Source organism: Rubripirellula tenax, assembly GCF_007860125.1.
Taxonomy (GTDB): Bacteria; Planctomycetota; Planctomycetia; order Pirellulales; family Pirellulaceae; genus Rubripirellula; species Rubripirellula tenax.
The window spans coordinates 305,981-322,787 of record NZ_SJPW01000004.1 but is presented as its reverse complement, the minus strand read 5'-3'; the positions used below and the strand labels follow the sequence as shown (position 1 = coordinate 322,787).

14 protein-coding genes and 1 pseudogene are annotated in these 16,807 nt (G+C 56.6%); 6 read left to right on the top strand and 9 right to left on the bottom strand.

The genetic code is table 11. From position 1 onward, the window contains the following. Positions 1–140: 140 nt before the first annotated feature. Positions 141–1,445, bottom strand: coding sequence for a porin (locus Poly51_RS15745; protein WP_146458752.1), 1,305 nt, complete (start codon positions 1,443–1,445; stop codon positions 141–143). 500 nt (positions 1,446–1,945) lie between these two features. Between Poly51_RS15745 and ftsY the strand changes: the two genes are divergently transcribed. After that, a complete protein-coding gene (gene ftsY, locus Poly51_RS15740) occupies positions 1,946–2,992 on the top strand; it encodes a signal recognition particle-docking protein FtsY (RefSeq protein ID WP_146458751.1) in 1,047 nt (348 codons plus the stop codon). A gap of 480 nt (positions 2,993–3,472) precedes the next feature. Further along, on the top strand, positions 3,473–4,537 hold the full coding sequence (locus Poly51_RS15735) for a hypothetical protein (protein WP_146458750.1): 1,065 nt from the start codon (positions 3,473–3,475) through the stop codon (positions 4,535–4,537). An 8-nt stretch (positions 4,538–4,545) separates the two neighbouring features. On the opposite strand, the gene Poly51_RS15730 is transcribed toward Poly51_RS15735, so the two are convergent. The 5 genes from Poly51_RS15730 to Poly51_RS15710 form a co-directional block, all read right to left on the bottom strand. Next, entirely contained in the window at positions 4,546–4,878 is a 333-nt protein-coding gene (locus Poly51_RS15730; RefSeq protein ID WP_146458749.1) for a hypothetical protein, read from the bottom strand. Between the two features lie 147 nt (positions 4,879–5,025). Continuing rightward, entirely contained in the window at positions 5,026–5,814 is a 789-nt protein-coding gene (locus Poly51_RS15725) for a 50S ribosomal protein L11 methyltransferase (RefSeq protein WP_146458748.1), read from the bottom strand. Positions 5,815–5,911: 97 nt separating this feature from the next. Then, complete coding sequence (locus tag Poly51_RS15720; RefSeq protein WP_146458747.1) at positions 5,912–7,225, bottom strand: DUF11 domain-containing protein; 1,314 nt, start codon at positions 7,223–7,225, stop codon at positions 5,912–5,914. Then, the gene (locus tag Poly51_RS15715; protein ID WP_246114542.1) at positions 7,222–7,944 is read right to left on the bottom strand and encodes a hypothetical protein; all 723 of its coding nucleotides are present in this window, start codon (positions 7,942–7,944) and stop codon (positions 7,222–7,224) included. The genes Poly51_RS15720 and Poly51_RS15715 overlap by 4 nt, the downstream gene beginning before the upstream one ends. Positions 7,945–8,046: 102 nt before the next feature. Beyond that, positions 8,047–9,534 carry a hypothetical protein gene (locus Poly51_RS15710; RefSeq protein WP_146458746.1) on the bottom strand — a complete coding sequence of 496 codons (1,488 nt, stop codon included), beginning with the start codon at positions 9,532–9,534 and terminating at the stop codon, positions 8,047–8,049. 218 nt (positions 9,535–9,752) lie between these two features. On the opposite strand from Poly51_RS15710, the gene Poly51_RS15705 reads away from it, so the two are divergent. After that, entirely contained in the window at positions 9,753–10,751 is a 999-nt protein-coding gene (locus Poly51_RS15705) for a hypothetical protein (protein WP_146458745.1), read from the top strand. 104 nt (positions 10,752–10,855) lie between these two features. Here the strand turns inward: Poly51_RS15705 and Poly51_RS15700 are convergent. Together Poly51_RS15700 and Poly51_RS15695 are read right to left on the bottom strand one after the other, a co-directional pair. Next, a pseudogene (locus Poly51_RS15700) lies at positions 10,856–11,014 on the bottom strand (DUF1801 domain-containing protein); the annotation flags it as partial. Positions 11,015–11,433: 419 nt separating this feature from the next. Then, the gene (locus tag Poly51_RS15695) at positions 11,434–11,763 is read right to left on the bottom strand and encodes a DUF1801 domain-containing protein (RefSeq protein ID WP_146458743.1); all 330 of its coding nucleotides are present in this window, start codon (positions 11,761–11,763) and stop codon (positions 11,434–11,436) included. 436 nt (positions 11,764–12,199) lie between these two features. On the opposite strand from Poly51_RS15695, the gene Poly51_RS15690 reads away from it, so the two are divergent. Both Poly51_RS15690 and Poly51_RS30465 read left to right on the top strand, forming a co-directional pair. Next, positions 12,200–13,465, top strand: a complete 1,266-nt coding sequence (locus tag Poly51_RS15690; RefSeq protein WP_146458742.1) for a DUF1559 domain-containing protein — start codon at positions 12,200–12,202, stop codon at positions 13,463–13,465. Between the two features lie 147 nt (positions 13,466–13,612). Then, a complete protein-coding gene (locus Poly51_RS30465; RefSeq protein ID WP_186775642.1) occupies positions 13,613–13,786 on the top strand; it encodes a hypothetical protein in 174 nt (57 codons plus the stop codon). Between the two features lie 68 nt (positions 13,787–13,854). Here the strand turns inward: Poly51_RS30465 and Poly51_RS15685 are convergent, their stop codons facing one another. Next, on the bottom strand, positions 13,855–14,565 hold the full coding sequence (locus Poly51_RS15685; RefSeq protein WP_146458741.1) for a FadR/GntR family transcriptional regulator: 711 nt from the start codon (positions 14,563–14,565) through the stop codon (positions 13,855–13,857). 168 nt (positions 14,566–14,733) lie between these two features. Here Poly51_RS15685 and Poly51_RS31325 point away from each other — a divergent pair, with 168 nt between their 5' ends. Further along, positions 14,734–16,779, top strand: a complete 2,046-nt coding sequence (locus Poly51_RS31325) for a DUF1588 domain-containing protein (RefSeq protein ID WP_246114541.1) — start codon at positions 14,734–14,736, stop codon at positions 16,777–16,779. The last annotated feature ends 28 nt before the right edge of the window (positions 16,780–16,807 follow it).

Sequence of the window (16,807 nt, the reverse complement as noted above, 5' to 3'; positions counted from 1 at the left end):
AACCCGACGGCTCCCAATTGGGAACCGCCGGGTCGATAAGTAGGCAAGTCGTTTGCTTGAAGCCGGTGACTTGACCGTCCGGGGAGTCTCGATCAGGCCCCGCGGCAAACGTCTTGGCAGTGGATATCCGGCTTGGCCGACTAGAACGTGAAGATCGTGTCGATTCCGAAGGTGGTTTGATCATCACCGTCTTCCAAGCCGGCGATTTGATCGTCGTCCCAGTCGAAGCGGATTTCAGGTCGAACCATGACGTTGGCGTGCGGCTTGTAGTTCGCACCCAAGGTCAAAGCGTACACGTCGCTGGCGTTACCAGCGGCCAAGTCAGCATTCCACCATTCGAAACGACCACCAACGGCCCAGCAATCGTTGAGCGTCTTGATCAAGTACTGGTTGATGCCGAACGTTTCACGAACGGTCGCACCATTGACGTCTTCGGTGTCCAAGAAGTCGCTTTGGATGATGTATTCGAGGCTATCGCTAACGGCATAGTCAGCGATGATCGAGTGCATGTATCCACGCTCGTCGGCACCGTAGCGAGCTTCACCGAAGCGACCGAAGGTGGTCGTGTAGATGAAGGTCAGGTCGTCGGTCAAACCAGCCGAGAAACCGCCCAAGAACGAGTCACCATTATCGTTGAAACCGCTGTCCCAGCCCGTGGTGTATCCACCCCAGACGGTCAGATCATCGCTTGCATTGTAGGTCGCCAAAGCACCGGTGTGGGTGAACGGCTCGCTGTTGTACATGGTGTAAGCGTGGCTGTAGAAGAAGTTCCCGGTCGCTCCGACAACTTCCCAACCGATGATGGTGTAGAAGTTACCCAGCTTGACCGACAAATCGCCGTAGCCCATTTCCAAGTACAGTTGTGGCAAAGCGTGACCGTAATCGGGACCGTTGTCCCAATCGTTGTCGTAGCCGGTACCAGTGCCGAAAGCTTGCGTATCTTGCGAGTCAGTACCGTACAGGTAGTCGATGCGACCACCGATATCGAAGCCGTTGCTCGTGTCGATTGCCTTTTCAGCGTACAACCAAGCTTGGTGGAGTTGCAGTTCGTCGGGACGGCTGTTGAACAGTCCGTTACCCTTGCTGTGGTAGCCCATTTGCACCCAACCGCCGGCCGACCAACCACAATGTTCGCCGAACAGAGTGTAGGGGTCGCCCAAGCAGCAGTCGCCGAACAGGCCACAGTCGTCTAGGCAGCTGCCGACGCCACAAGCACTGTCGCAACCGCTGTCGCAGCCAACTGCACAACCGCCGTCACAGCTGTTGTCGCCGCAACCGCAGTCGAGGTTCATCGACTCGCATCCGCAAGCCGGCTCGCCACAATCGCATGCAGCTGCTGCACAGTGAGAAACCAATTGAATGTCGTTTGACTGATCGGCGAACGCATTGCCCGCATAGGTTCCGCAAGCGAGTGCGGCAATCAGTGCTAATTTGCTAAGCTTCATCGTAAAGTTAACTCCCCAGTTATCCATTTTGGGATGCCATTGCTGGCACATTGGCGTGGAGCCAATCGAATCATTCGATCGCGTTTTAGGAACACTCCTAAAACCGGTTTTTCGAGTCCTCCGTCTTCCGCCATTCTTTGGCATTCGACTTCCCGAGCCACGCTCTGTCATCGCAGGTATTCATCGGAACGCGAATTGTGTTATGCCGCCAAAACCCAACCCACATCGCGAGAATCGATCTGATACCGTGCCACCATTGCGTATCGGAACGTTCATGCCGCTTGATCCTCGTATTCTTTTTGGGAAACCGATTCGTGTTACGTAAGCGGCTCCTAAATTAGAAGATGTAGCGATTAGCAAGCTTTTGCCGCTTGGTGCCCCACAGGTCAGTGGCCCTACCCGAGTTGTTGATTCTGCGTCAAACTAGGTGTTTGGCGAGTTTGCCGTCGATCGACCGCGTTAGCACTCCCGATTCCTCCGACCCATCGCGAACTGATCCCATGGCGTTTTGGCGTTCCAAGAAGACCGAGACCCCTGCTGCCGATGTCCCCTCGGTTCCCCCAGGCGATTCCACTGCAGAATCGGCGGATCCCATTGCGAGTTCGGTGGATCCCAAGCAACCCGATGCAGCAAAGGCCGGCGTCTTTTCCAAGATGCGTAGTGCGCTGACCAAAACTCGGCAAGCGCTCAACACCGACATCCGTGACCTGTTCAAAAGTGAAGGCCGGTTGGTCGATGACGAATTTTTGAACGAACTGTTTGCTCGATTGATTCGCACCGACATGGGCGTCGCTTCCGCAGAAGCGGTTCGCGACGACATCGGGACGCGTTTCCGAGCTCGTGTCGTGCACTTCGACGATATCCTCGAATCGATCACCGCCCAGACCCGCGAACTGCTGGCCCAGGAATCGACCGAGATTCAATTCGCCGAGTCCGGGCCGACGGTCATCTTGGTCGTGGGCGTCAATGGCAGCGGTAAAACGACGTCAATCGGCAAACTGGCGTATCACCTGCATTCGACCGGACACAAAATCGTGCTCGGTGCCGGTGACACGTTCCGGGCCGCCGCTGTGGAGCAGTTGACGGTATGGTCGGGCCGCATCGGTTGCGAGATCGTGACCGGCAAACACGAAGCCGATCCGGCCAGCGTCGCGTTCCAGACGGTGGAGAAAGCGATCGAGATCGGCGCCGACATCGCCATCATCGACACGGCCGGCCGGTTGCAAACGCAAACCAACCTGATGCAACAACTGGACAAGATCCGGCGCGTGATCGGCAAGAAGATCGAGGATGCGCCGCACGAGGTGCTGTTGGTGCTGGACGCCACGGCTGGCCAAAACGCGATCAGCCAAGCCCGCGGCTTCAGCGAAGCGGCCGGTTGCACGGGGATCGTGCTGGCAAAATTGGACGGTTCCGCCAAAGGTGGCGTGATCCTGCCCATCCGTGAACAGTTTCAATTGCCCGTCAAATTTGTCGGCCTCGGCGAAGGCCTGGAAGACATCGCCAAGTTCGACTCCACAACATTCGCCAAGGCACTGTTTGAATAGGGGAGTAGGCGACAGGTGACAGGTGACAGGTGACAGGTGACAGGTGACAGGTTTTTGATTTCTACCTATTCCCTGTTCCCTGTCACCTGTTCCCTACTTCAGCCCAACTGTCCATGGACGAGGCCAAGGTCATTGCCGAGGGTAGCGACCCGCCGCAAATGAACCGTTGGATCGCCCGTTCCACGGGGTTTGCTTCAAGCCAGAACGAGCGGGGTTCAGTTTCACATTCGCCCGGTGCGCTCGAGCCAGCCCTGATTCAAATGCGGACGTCTGGCTGCGAGGTTTTTGCCGACGTGTGCCCGCGACTCTAACCTTGTCGTGTCGAGTCCGCGGTGGGCTTGACCCTTTCCACGACGGAAGTGGTGGTGCATCGACTCAGGTCGTCGTTGCACACTTCGGATGATCCGAAGCGACCATGATTCTTGTTGTTCGATCGCCGAACCGATTTCGGCAACGATCGCGATGGAAAGGAATACCACGATGCCCGACACAAAGAAGTTTCTGTTCGCTTTCGTCGTGATGTTGTCCGCATCGACTCGTGCCATCGGTGGTGACGCGGAAACGATTCAGTTCGATCTGCCACCCGTCGTCGCTGCGGTTCCCGCGGCCGACGCGCCACAGGATCCATCGTTGGTCACGATCGAGTTGCGATTGTCATCGATGATCGTGACGCCGACGGTGCCCGACATCGACCAGTGGTTGGTGCGTTGCCAACCACGTGGCGGCGAGATCGCGATCGCGGATTTTTCGCCGCGAACCGAAACGGCCAGCGACGTCTCTTCGCCGATCCAGGTCAAACGCGTTGAGGAAAAATCTTCTTCGCTGGGAATGTCCGTCGATGGAGCGTACGGCCACTTTACCCGCGGAAACATTGGCGCCGATCAAGGCAATAAGAACGTCAACTCGGTCGAGTTCCATCGCCAAGCGGCCGTTCAAGCCGTCACCGCGGCAGGCACGATCAATCGCGGCCGCGGCGTTTACTTCAAGCTGCGATGGACGTCGCAACAAGTGCTGGAAGGCGAAAAGGTATTCTCCATCACCATGGCCGTTCCTGCTCAGTGGCGAGGCGGATTGATGGACGTTTCCGTCATCGCCCAAACCGATCGCAAAAAGTTCGGCGGGTTCGATCACGAAATCATAACCCTCGGCTCGGCGAACTTCGTCGTTGCGACCTACCGCGCCGGTGACGATGTTGCGGCGTCACGCGCGGCCCGAATCGCGGATGCCGAATTCATGTTGCGCCGGACCGCCAAAGAACTGACAACGCCGCCGGCGCCGCGGTCACTGCCATCGATGCTTCGCCACGTTGCGATGAAGTTGGACTTGGAACCAAGCAAGCCCGATACAAGATGGCTCCATCGATTGTTGACCGGAGCGGCGGATCCGTATTTGGATAAACAGATCACGAAGTTGCCGATGCCGGTTCGCGTGGCGGCGCTGGACTATGTGGAATCACGCGAAGACTTCGCGGCGCTGAATCGGGATCTAGGAAACGGCCTGGACGCGGACTACGTCACCGTCGCTAAACCGGCGCTCCATCCCTAGCGCGTCAATCAGTTGTCGCTGAAACCGATCGCCATCAACATGTCACGGCCGAGCGGGTTCTTTGCGAACTGAAGATGACAATCTTGGCAAAGGTCATACCGCATGCGTTGGTCTTCGATGTCGTCGACTTCCATCGATTCCCGGCTAAGCAGTTCTTGCTCGAGCGATTCATCATGAAGGCCTTCGAGCAATTCGTTCAACTCGTTCAGTTGGTCCACGTCATCGTCGAAATCCGCGATCGGGATCTCGCTAGCCGTCTGAATCTCGATCTGAACGACGTAGCGATTTTCCTCGTCAGCATTGATTTGGCGCTTACAACGATCACAGGTGTAGTGGATCATCAGGCGTGGTATCCGAACGGCGAGGATGATTCACGTCGCGACCGGCACATACCCGGTCAGAATGAAAAGAGATGGAAACACGACATGAACCCCTTTCATGGTAGTGACGTGCGCCAGCCGATGGCAAGTCAAATAACGCCTAGTTTCCTAGTCGTTTGCCGGCGGACTTGACACCGGGGTACTGACCGCGTTAGGCGTCGCCAATGGAGGTTTGATCTCGATTAGCATCCCCGGTAAGAAGTTTTCGTCCAGCGAATCGAGTTCACGGTCGTCTAAAATCTTGAAGGTGAACCCGCGACGTTCGGCTTCGCTTCGCAATCGCTTGATCGCCGGAACGTGTCCGTACGCTAGCAAGCATTTGCCACCGGGATTCAAGTGAACCGGCAAACCGTCCAACAACGAATCCATCAATTTGAAACTGGGATCGTAGAATGCGTGGTCAAGCGGCTTATTGATTTCGCCGTTTTCCCAAGGCGGGTTGCTGATGATCAGATCGAAGACTTCGTCCGTCGTGATCACCGCAAAGGCCCCCGGGTCTTCCTTGGGGACCAATCGCACGTCCAATTTATAATCGGCCGCCAGCATCGCAGCATTGTACTGTGCACACGCCACGGCGGCCGGATTGATGTCCGTGGCAACGACCGTCTTGGCGTCGTTCTGTAAACACAGAATCGAAATCATCCCGGTGCCCGTGCCAATCTCCAAGACACTGCGACCGGCCGCGATCGTGTCGTCGACAATCTTGGATCGCAGCGACACGGTGTCGTCGGGTTCCCAAAACACCGATTCAAATTGCACGATCTCGCCGAAACTCAGTTCGGGCAGCGTCCACGTCTGTTGGACGTTGTACGAGTAATCGAGGTCCTCGCGGTATTCGGTGCGGCATCCAAGCGATAGGCATATCGCAACCAGTACGATTCCGCGAAAACATCGCATGATCAACGGCTCTTCAAGTGGGATCGACGCTCGTCATCACCCGGCGACCCATGCCGCCGGTTCGACTAGTGTTCCCAATCCTACTTGATCCGCGACCCTATCGCACCTTGCATTTGAATCGAACGGTGACGCTTTCGCCGACGCGAAGTTTGTCGGTCAAGTTCCAGATCAATTGAGTCGAATGGGCTTGATTCGATTCGGTCACAAAGTCGGCACCGCCGCTGCAGGTTTGGCTGTCTTCGACGTATTCCAATCGAGTCGTCAGATTGTCGGTCAACGTGACCTTCTCGACCGGCGAATCGCCGACGTTTTGAACTTGAATTGCAAACGTGATGATCTCGCCCGGTTTCGCATCGCCGCGATCGGCCAACTTCACGATCTTCAAACGACCTGCGTCAGGAAATTCGTAAACCGTCAAACCTTCGACGGTTTGATCGCGGATCAACGTCGGTGGCTTCAGGTCTTGAATCTCGACTTCGACCGACTCGTCGATCGTCCAGGCGACAGCCGCCAATGCCAATCGTTCGACCACCGCTCGTTGGTCGTCGTCGAGTTGGCCCAGTTGGTCCAACTTGATGCCCGACAGAACCGCCAACACGTCAACATTCTGGATCGGTTGCAAAACAGACTCGATCGGGACACCACGATTGCGTTCACGCATCGCGTCGATCCGACGCGAAACATCGGCGTGGCCCAGTTCGATCGTTTCACCGATCACGACGCCGCCTTCGTTGATTTCGACGCGACCGGCTCCGATGGGTCGATCCACGGTTGCCAGACCGATCGAATGGCCACCCGATACAGCGCCGGTGATCTTGCGGACCGAAGCGAAACGAGGTGCGTAGACACAGACTCGGTTGCTGGCGGTGGTTTCGATATCGCCCGCTTCGGTTGTGTAGTGGGCGATTGTGTCTTCGGGATCAAGTCCGCCAATCGTATCGTTGCGACGGACAAACGCATTTGGTTTGGCGTCGCCACCGTCACACAAAAATTCTTGTGGGTCAAAGCCGGTCGGACACGGCATGACGGGCATCGCATACCCGTGTGGCGTGACCTGGCACGCGTTGCATCCGCAACCGCCGGACGCGCAAGCATTTTGTGGCATACACGAAACGCAACTATTGTCGACGCAGCCGGTTTCCACACTTCCGTCGCTGCTTGAAACGTTGCATCCGTCGGCAAGGTCGCCAATGAATCCGACCTGCGCGATCACGTCGGCATCAACCGGCGTTTTCGTCGCTTGTTGGGCGACGACGTTTGGCGTCGGGCGTAACGGTTGCGACGACGATGGTGGTGTACGCTGCGACATGGCGGCCATCGACGGCTTTTGATTCGAAGTGACGCCGCATCCGGTGATGGCGAACATCGCAGTCGTCGCGATCGCGAGTGTCAGTTGTTGAGTCGTTTTCATCGCTGCGTCACCGTTTCAGGAGCGTAGATGGGTGCCCAGATCGGGTAGCCGAAAAAGAACTGGGTTAACAGTTCGGGCTGTCGCGGCGGCGCGAGCGATCCGATTCGAACGATCGCCAAGGGCTTGCCGAATCGGTCGGCAACCTCGAGCGCGTCTTGGAATTCGGAGATGTCGATTGGCCGACTGTTCAGCCGTGTTTGTTCAAGCGGCGTCGCGGTTTGTGGGTCTTCGAGGTAGATCACGCGAGTGACCATTTGGCCGTTCAAGGCCGCGATCAGATCGTCTTCGTCAAGCTGGATTTGAATCGGATGTCGCGTCGCCAACCCAGGTGGTGGAAACGTGCGATCGATCAATTCGACCGTCGGAAACAGTTCGGCGCCTTCGCGACCGGGGATCCGAGAAACCTGGAACCGATACACGCCGCCGATCAAAAGTCCGGCTTGCAGGTTTTCCGACGGTTCTAAAAACGCACCGGACTGGGCGAGCGAAAACTGAGTGCCCTCGGGGCCGATGAAGGCGACCGGTTGCAGATAACCGGGACACATTCTGGACACGTTTTGGCGAGCCGCACCGACATAGCCCGGTGGCAGATCGGACGATAGCAGTCGGTGTCCGCCGCCCGACGACAAATAGTCGGACGGAGTTTCCGCAAACGCGGTTTGCAAAGAAATCGCGGCTGCGAAACCGACCAGCAAGCGGTAGCAGAAAGATGGAGACATCGAATCGGCCTGTTTCGCCATGAGTCAAGAGTTACCGAAGAAACGCGGCGAGCTGTTTTGCAAACTCGCCGCGTTTCGATTGTTGTCACTTAGCGGGTCACGTTACTGGTTACAGTTCGGATCGACCGCTTGGCTTGGGTGCTGATACAGTCCGCGACCGTTCGGAACACCAGGGTTCAAGTTCTGCTCGGTGATGTGGATGCGGCTAACCGGGTTGGGGTAGCTCATACCAGGCTGTTGCCGAACGTTGATCTTGACCTTCTCAACCGGACGCGGAATGTTCATCGGCGTGTGGTTGCGAATGACGTGCTTCTTCAAGCCCGCCGGATGTCCCAATGGGATGTGCGGCGGTCCGGGCAACCCGATCGGCGTACCAGTGATTGGCATGCCGTACTGAGGTGCCGTGGCTCCCGCTACCATTCCGGGCAACGAGACAGGCATCGCTGAACAACCGGCACTTCCGCCGCCGCCCATGCCGCCCATTCCACAAGTGCCGCTGCCACAACCTTCGGTCATCGCCGGAGCGAAAGGTGCTGGTAGTCCCGCGATCGGCGGTGCATACATACCGGCTGCCCCCAGCCCTCCGCCAATTCCACCGGCTCCCGACATCTCGATGTCCTTGTCGCCCAAGCGAATGATCGCCAGGATCGAACCGCGACGGTCGGCTTCGACGATCGGGTCGATTCCCGGATCAAGTCGAGTGCTGACCAGCGTGTCGATGCCAGCAAGTGCCGGGCCTTGGAAATCTGGATCCGGTAGGTAGATCACCTTGGTGACAAAGTTACCCGTCAAGACTTGATCGAAGTCCTCTTCGGTGAACTGAATCGGCACCGAATTGTGAGCCAAGTAGGCTCCGGTGCGAGGATTCGAGTACGCCAATTCGACGGTCGGATAAAGCTCGACGCCTTCCCGTGAAGGAATGTTGGTCAGCTTCAACCGATACAGTCCGCCTTGCGGAAAGTTTTGTCGTGCCGGCACAACCAACGGTTCGCTGTCGAACATTCCGGCGCCCGTTGCGTCGTAGCGAACGTACATACCGTCGGGTTGACCGAGCGTGATTTGGACTGTCGACGGGATCGCGGCCATCATGCTGCCGTCGCCCATCGAATAGCCGCCGCCCGCAGGGATCATCGATCCTTCGCCGGCTCCACCACCCAAGCAACCGCCTGCGCCGCCGCCACATCCACAACCGGCGTTACCGCAGGAGTAGTTGACCAGGCCAACGTTACCGGAACCGGTCGAGGCCGAAGTTCCCATCAGTGGCGCACTTCGCATCACGTCGGGGCCTGCGGCGCCGATGGCACCCGGAGGCATGTAGCCGTTTCCGGCACCCATCATTCCGGGGCCGAGCATCGGTCCCTGCATTCCAGGTCCGCCCATCATCGGCGTTCCCATTGGTCCGCCCATGCCACCCATCATTTGTCCGCCGAACGGTGGAGCACCCATGACGCCGGGGCCAGGGCCACCGACACCGGGGCCCGGTTCAAGCATGCGTTGTTCGGGTGGCAGGTTGTGGCGAACCGGCACACACCCGGTGGCGATCATCGCCGTGGCCGCCAATAGCGACATTTGAGTGACGATTCGTTTCATCGTTTCCCCCGTTCCTTGGGTTATCTTTCACGTGGTTGCTTAAGTGACAGTCTCAGACCGGACAGTCGGTTACGGTTTCTGGCTGGACTTACCCGGTTGCGAAAACCTACGATCCGCCTTGAGCCATCCATTTGCGTGAAGTGCGGTCATTCCGGCTTCGTAATTGGTCATCGGCTTGTTACAGGCCGCATCTTTGAGAAAACCGTCACAACCGGCCCATGAAGATTGATCCTTACATACTTATTTCGCGTTTCACGCCCGTGAAACGGTTTTGCACCGTCGCGACGGTCATCACGGTGATGTGTTGCGCGCCAATCATTGCATCGAAATCTTTCGCCGATCCGCCCCCGCAAGTCGATCCGACAACGTCGCAAACGTCACAGCCCGAGGCGGTCGCGTTGATCGACCAAGTCGTTCGTTACCTTGTCGACGGTCCGGCCTTTGACGCCAAGGTTCGCGAAACCGTCTGGTCGGCTGGCCGCGAAGTCGTCGGCGTTGGAACTTACGAACAAGCCGGCGGTGGAACCGGACGGTTCAATCTGCAAGTCACCATGCACGACGGCGACGGAAAACATCGCTTTCAACAAATCAGCGACGGACGCCTAGCGTGGACGCGCACTGAAATAGCCGACGAAGTCTCGCTGCGCCGCGTCGATGTCGGCCGCCTGAATGAATGGGTACACGAAACACCCGATCGAGACTCGATATCACCGCGATTGAAAGTGGGCGGTTGGACCGAGATGCTGACCTCGATACGGCGCGACCACGTCCTGTCGGCCGCCAGCTACAAGCTCGAAGGCACGTCCGTTTGGGTGATCTCGGGAACGCTACGTCAATCGCGACGCGACGAAGTCATGATGCAGGCCAACGTCGACAAATGGCCCGAACTCTACCCGACCGGCGTTCGCATCGCCGTCGCGGCCACGAACGATCCCGAAACGGGCTTTGGTCAGTGGTTGCCGATCCACATCGAATTTCGAAGCGATCCCGTCACCGTCGTCAACGCAAGTCAACCGTCCAAGACGACAACGAACAACGGGCGATTGATCACCCTGATCGAACTCTATTCGCTGCGTCCCATCCAACCGCCACCGCTAGAACGTTTCCGTTACGACAACCAAGACGCCGAAGTCATCTTCGTCAACGAAACCGATCGCTATCTAGAAATGTTCGGCGTCCAATTGACCCAGCGAGAACGGCGACTGTTGACGCGATGATGCGTTATGTCCGTCGGACACGTACCTGTGGTCAAGCGGGCCAGGCCTCGTGGTTGATTCGTGGTTGCGGCGACGGATGGGCGAACGATTGCACCCAGCCTTCGTCATGTCACGGCCTGTTCCAGCAACGCCACCAAAACCGGTTCGTCGATCTCGGCATCGGATCGAATCTTGGTGTGTCGCATGTCTTTGCCCGTTCCTTCCAGCAAGCCGTGTGGATCGTCCAGTGACGCGCCATTTTGGAATCCGATTGTGACGTGTGACTTAGCTGAAAATTCAGGTAGGGTGCGTGCTTGTCACGCACCATCCAAACACCACCCGCGAACAAGTGTGGGTGGTGCGTGACAAGCACGCACCCTACTTGGCTTTGATCTGTTCTACTAGGAATCGGACAGGCTTAGCATCTCGTGAACAACAACTGACGAGTTTACGTGTCGCGGAAGTCGCTAACGGTTGGTCGACTTAGCCAGACTTTTGCCACGAATAATACGAAACTTCACGAATGGACTTGCACTGATTCGTGTCCATTCGTGCGATTCGTGGCAGCAAAACAATTCCGTTGAACGAAACTCTTGGCGAGTTGCACTACGTCAGTTGTTGATCACGTGATGCTTACGTTGTCGTGGTCGCATCGTTAATCCAAGGTTGAAGCAGCGGGCGATCGATCCCATTCCAGCCTTCGTCACCTCGCAGCCTGTTCCAACAACGCCACTTCATTGATCTCGGCACTGGATCGAATCTTGGTGTGTCGCATGTCTTTGCCCGTCCCTTCCAACAAGCCGTATGGATCGTCCAGCGACGTTCCGTTTTGGAACCCAAGTGTGACGTGAGACTTAGCGGTTTGCAGATAGCAGAAAAGCTTGCCGCCAACTTTGTAGCACGGTCGGCTCCATTTGATCTCTTCAACAGCGCAGGGCACCGTTGCAAAGACGAGCTGACGCAGACGATCAGCGATCGGTTGCTGGTCTGTCGCGACCGAGTCAAACCATTTACCGGCGTTCACTTCAACCATCGGTCTTTTCCATGCTCGTTGGAACGCGTACTTGGCTGCGAATCCCCGCTGGCTCCGAACTCGCAGTCGTTGTCATCGCCCCGCCTGGATTGCCGCAGCAGCGTTCAAGGCGATCGACAATTCGCGGACAATCGACCAAACACTCGGCGGCCAAGCCACATCCTATGCGAAAGCCGATTGGCTCAGTTATTTTCGATGGTCACAGCCATGGCGATGGCATCCGAGCAAGTCTATTGGTAAAGACTGGGAATCCCAAGGTCGAGTGCGTTTCCACCCCGATCCGGTCCCTTCTGTCTCCAGCGACCTCGACTCGCTTGCAAAAGTTTTGGATTTTCGCAAGTTTTCCCGTTTTCGCGTCGATCGGCTTGCGATATTGTATGACAAATCAATCCGCTTACATGGCGGATTACTGTTTTGTCTCTTTTGGAGTGTTCTTATGAATCTGAAAAGGTCGGTGGATCCGTCCACCCAACGTCGTCGTGATGGATTCACGCTGGTGGAATTGCTCGTTGTTATCGCCATTATCGGTGTGCTCGTCGGTCTGTTGTTGCCGGCCGTTCAGGCCGCTCGTGAAGCTGCACGGCGTATGAGTTGCAGCAACAACTTCAAGCAAATTGGCTTGGCGATGCACAACTACGAAAGTGCCTACAAGCAACTGCCCATGCAGGGTGGCGGGACGTTGCCGGGTAATTTGTCGGGCATCAATTGGTGGGTCAGTCGAACCGATAGCAACTTGATGATGCAAAGTTGGTTGGTCGGGCTTACGCCGTTCTTCGAAGCCCAAGCGACGTGGGAGCAGATTAGCAATCCCTATGAAGGCGACGGCGACAACATGATCACCATCGTGCCGACCGGCGGTGCTGACTTTCCGCCAATGGGGCCGACGCACGAAAACATCGACTACAAGCCTTGGGCAACCACTTTGCCAACGCTTCGATGCCCAAGCGACCCCGGAACTGGCTTGCCGTCATTGGGACGAACCAATTACGCCGCCTGCCAGGGCGACTCGCCGGTTGCGCTTGTAATCGGAGACTGGGGCTGGGGGTCGCAAGCAAATCCTCATGATCCTGTTCATGGCATCGCGGCAGGTACCCTGACCAATTATGTCTTGAGTGCTCGCGGTGCTTGCCGAGGCGTTTTTGTCGCACACAAATCAACACGCTTTCGCGATGTCTTGGATGGACTTTCCAATACGATTGCTGCCGGTGAGATCACGACGGACTTGGGTGACAACGACACTCGCACCCAGGTCGTCAACCACCCCTGGTTCAATATCGCGACTGCACCATCGCCGCCAACTCACGCTTGTGAGCAGTGGATCGATCCGTTGCGGCCTCAGTTTTGGGATCCAACGACTGCACCTGGTTTTGTGGGTGCGACACAGGGTCGTGGATATCGCTGGGCATCTTATTTGCCGTGCAACTCGGGATTCAACACGGTCTATCCGCCCAACGATGAGATTTGCACACAGCAAAACGCGGGTGGGAACGGTTACTACTCGACTTCCAGTCGTCACCAGGGCGGGACTCACGTCCTGATGGGTGACGGTGCGGTCAAGTTCATCACCGATTCGATCGAGGCTGGCGACCAAACCGCTCGGGCGATCAGCAACGGAAATAATCCTGGCGCCCAAAGCCCATACGGACTTTGGGGATCGCTCGGCACGCGTGCGGTTAAAGAAGTAATCGAAGAAGAGCTGTAGTAAGCTTAGGGGATCGATTTTAAGGGCTTCGTCCGGGTATCGGGCGGAGCCCTATTTGCATGAACTTTCAATCACATATCGATCCGCCGTTCGGTGTGTGCAGATTCAACGCGGCGGTTATGGAAAAATGCAATGAAGTTCAGTTTGATGGCGATCTTGATGTGCTCGGTTTTTGCTGTGGCCGGCTGCGACTCGGCAGGTCCAACAGATGTGAAGGATTCCGCATCGCAGGATGAAATCGCTGAATACAAAGCAATGGTTGCAGCGGAAGAAGCGGCGATGGCAGAAGCGGCCGCGGAAGACATGACAGGAAAAAAGTAGCCTTCCGATCTTCCTCAAGTTTCTGTGGCGTTAATCGCCACTCGTTGCATCGCGAGTGTCTGTTGCTTTTAGCTTAGTGCAACGTCGATCCGGTCCGCTGCCTCGTGCAGCAAGGATCGCATCGCTGCTTCCGCCCGCGCTGGCTTGCCCGCGCAGATGGCGTTCATGACCTTCTGGTGAGCCGGCAGCGAAGTGCGGTTCTGGTCCGGTTGTCGGTTCGTCAATCTCAGACTCGATTCCAGCGAAGTGCTGATGACGTTCGCGATCGGTGAGAAGAACGGGTTTTCGGTCGCGTGCAGAATCTCGACGTGAAAGCGAATGTCAGAGGCTAGGAAATGGTCGACGTCTTCCGCTGTCTCAACCATGGCCTCGTAGGCCTCGGTGATCAGTCGTCGTTTTTCGTCGGTAGCACGCTCAGCCGCAATACGAGCCGCCGCGGGTTCGACGGTCCGACGCAGCTCCATCAGATGAAAGAGGTGGCGGCCGTCGACGTGCGCGGTCGCTTGCCAACCCAACACGTCGCTATCGAGATAATTCCAGGAGCCCCGAGGACACACGATCGTGCCGCGTTTTGCCCGCGATTCCACCAGTCCTTTTGCGGCCAATGACTTGATGGCTTCCCGGACAACGGTACGGCTGACTCCCAACTGGTCGCACAGCGTCGATTCTTGGGGAAGTGGGTCGCCCGGTTGCACTTCACCAGCCATGATCCGACAGCCGAGGTCGTCAAGCACTTGGCCGTAGAGATTGCGTTTGGTCGGTACTTTAGGGGTTTCCATTCGCTTAGGTCCGTGGAGATGTCATCAGTCGTATTGTATTACAATGGTTTCTGTCGCGTTACAGGTCGTTGCAGAGCGCTTCAGGACAATCCACGTTTGACTGGGATCCTTGAAGGCGATGTCAAAACCAAGCACCTTGGCCGTTTCCGTTACTTGAGACAACTCAGCATGCGATCCTTTAAACGACCCGCCGCGATTCTCTTTGCCACGTTTCTACTGCCCGTAACCAGCTCTGGATCCGATACGCGGCCGTCGTTTTTAAAGACGTTCTGTGTCTCGTGTCATCATACGGATGAACCCAGCGGCGATTTCGACCTCGACCCGGTAATTTCCAATCGTGGCAATACGGATGCCGAATCACTGATCATGATACTCGATGTTCTTAAAGGTGGCAGTATGCCACCTGAGGACGAACCGCAGCCAAAGCCGGCAGAACGGACCGCTGCGATTCAGACGCTGCAAGCCATGCTGCAGACCAGCGCGGCTCATCCCGGACGCGGAAACCTGATCGATCACAAGGCACTGTTCACGGAACCGAAAGTTCGTCGTGCTGCAACGCCATCTCGGTTGTGGCGTCTGAGTCCTCATATTTTCAAACAGTATGCAAACGATTTGACTCGCAGCAGGTTCATGAACACGGATGGCGGACGCGAAGGCGGCAACGGGCTCCATCCCGCGTTCGCGTACATGACACCGGCCGCCGCTTTTCGCGACGACGCAGCGCAGCATGTCTTTGAGGAAGCGACGACGGAATTACTGTTTGACGTCTGTTTGCAGGTCGCTGAGTTACAGGTTGGCGACGACGGAAAAGGAATGAAGCCCCAGGAGATCCGAGCCTTTCTGGGAGCCGAAGAACCGACTCCGCAACAATGGGTGGACGTCATCAAACTCCAGTTCAAGATTGCCGTTCGACGTGAACCTGACAAGGAAGAGTTGTCGAAACTGGTGACACTTGGACAAATGACGCTTCAGTCTTTGAGGGCTGCCGAAACGGAACCCGTTGAACCAGAACGAAATGCAAAGGGGCAAATACTGCCGCCTCGTACGATGACCACGGCTCTGAAAACGGTTCTGGCCGCTGTCATGCTTCGCCCAGACGCGGTGTATCGATACGAAGTGGGACGAGGTGAACCGGACCAACACGGTCGCATTCGACTTTCCGACTATGAAGTTGCCGACGCGATCTCGTTCGCGCTGACGGATGCCGGTCCCGACGAAGCGATGCGCGCCGCGATCCAGTCGGGTGAACTTTCCAGCAACGACGCTGTGTTGAAGCAGGTGAAGCGTCTTTTGGATGCGGAGTCATCGAAGGAACGACTCGTTCGCTTCTTTCAGGAGTACTTCGAATATCCGCGCGTCGTCGAAGTCTTTAAGGACGATAGTCACCCGAATTACACACGGCCTGATCAACGAATCATGGACGCCGACCAACTGATTTCGCACATCGTCAATGAAGACCACGACGTTCTAAAGCGTCTGCTCACCGAAGACAAGGTATTCGTTGTTTACGGTGGTGGCGAACGGTCGCCATTCTTCGCGCAGATGATGACAGAGTATTACATGCCTGATTTCGGTTTCCCGAGCGACTACGACTGGAAGGGCAACGATGGCAAACTGGTTCAACCGACGATTGGCCGTCGGTCAGGAATTCTGACTCATCCGGTCTGGCTATTGACGTTCTCCGACAACGAAAAGAACCAAGCGATTCAAAGAGGCCATTGGATTTACAGCAAACTGCTGGGCGGCCATATTCCCGACACTCCGATCGGCGTCGATGCTGTGCTGCCAACCGATCCGCATCTGACGCTCCGCGAGAAGATGAAAGTGACTCGCGACGAGTATTGCTGGCGATGTCACAGTCGTATGGATCCATTGGGGTTGCCGCTGGAACAGTTCGATGACTTCGGCGCGTGGCGCGACAAGGAAATCGATCGACCGGTCGTGACAACTGGCGAAATCAACATCGGTGACCCACAACTGGACGGGCCCGTCAAAGACCCGTACGAAATGCTCCAACGCATGGCCCATTCGCTGCGCGTCGAACAAGTCTTCACTCGCCACGTCTTTCGCTATTTCATGGGGCGCAACGAAACTGTCGACGACGCTCCAACATTGATCGATGCTCACAAGGCCTACCGCGAATCCGGCGGAAGCTTCAAGGCGTTAGTCGCTTCACTGTTGACATCCGATTCATTTTTGCTGCGAAGACGTTAACAGTCCAGAAAACATAAATTGATCTGTA

Bases quoted from the DNA above. Each gene is read 5' to 3' on its own strand.
- ftsY (WP_146458751.1), top strand. From the start codon at position 1,946: ATGGCGTTTTGGCGTTCCAAGAAGACCGAGACCCCTGCTGCCGATGTC.
- Poly51_RS15705 (WP_146458745.1), top strand. From the start codon at position 9,753: ATGAAGATTGATCCTTACATACTTATTTCGCGTTTCACGCCCGTGAAA.
- Poly51_RS31325 (WP_246114541.1), top strand. From the start codon at position 14,734: ATGCGATCCTTTAAACGACCCGCCGCGATTCTCTTTGCCACGTTTCTA.
- Poly51_RS15725 (WP_146458748.1), bottom strand. From the start codon at position 5,814: ATGCGATGTTTTCGCGGAATCGTACTGGTTGCGATATGCCTATCGCTT.
- Poly51_RS15695 (WP_146458743.1), bottom strand. From the start codon at position 11,763: ATGGTTGAAGTGAACGCCGGTAAATGGTTTGACTCGGTCGCGACAGAC.
- Poly51_RS15730 (WP_146458749.1), bottom strand. From the start codon at position 4,878: ATGATCCACTACACCTGTGATCGTTGTAAGCGCCAAATCAATGCTGAC.
- Poly51_RS30465 (WP_186775642.1), top strand. From the start codon at position 13,613: ATGGCGATCTTGATGTGCTCGGTTTTTGCTGTGGCCGGCTGCGACTCG.
- Poly51_RS15715 (WP_246114542.1), bottom strand. From the start codon at position 7,944: ATGTCTCCATCTTTCTGCTACCGCTTGCTGGTCGGTTTCGCAGCCGCG.
- Poly51_RS15710 (WP_146458746.1), bottom strand. From the start codon at position 9,534: ATGAAACGAATCGTCACTCAAATGTCGCTATTGGCGGCCACGGCGATG.
- Poly51_RS15720 (WP_146458747.1), bottom strand. From the start codon at position 7,225: ATGAAAACGACTCAACAACTGACACTCGCGATCGCGACGACTGCGATG.
- Poly51_RS15735 (WP_146458750.1), top strand. From the start codon at position 3,473: ATGCCCGACACAAAGAAGTTTCTGTTCGCTTTCGTCGTGATGTTGTCC.
- Poly51_RS15690 (WP_146458742.1), top strand. From the start codon at position 12,200: ATGAATCTGAAAAGGTCGGTGGATCCGTCCACCCAACGTCGTCGTGAT.
- Poly51_RS15685 (WP_146458741.1), bottom strand. From the start codon at position 14,565: ATGGAAACCCCTAAAGTACCGACCAAACGCAATCTCTACGGCCAAGTG.
- Poly51_RS15745 (WP_146458752.1), bottom strand. From the start codon at position 1,445: ATGAAGCTTAGCAAATTAGCACTGATTGCCGCACTCGCTTGCGGAACC.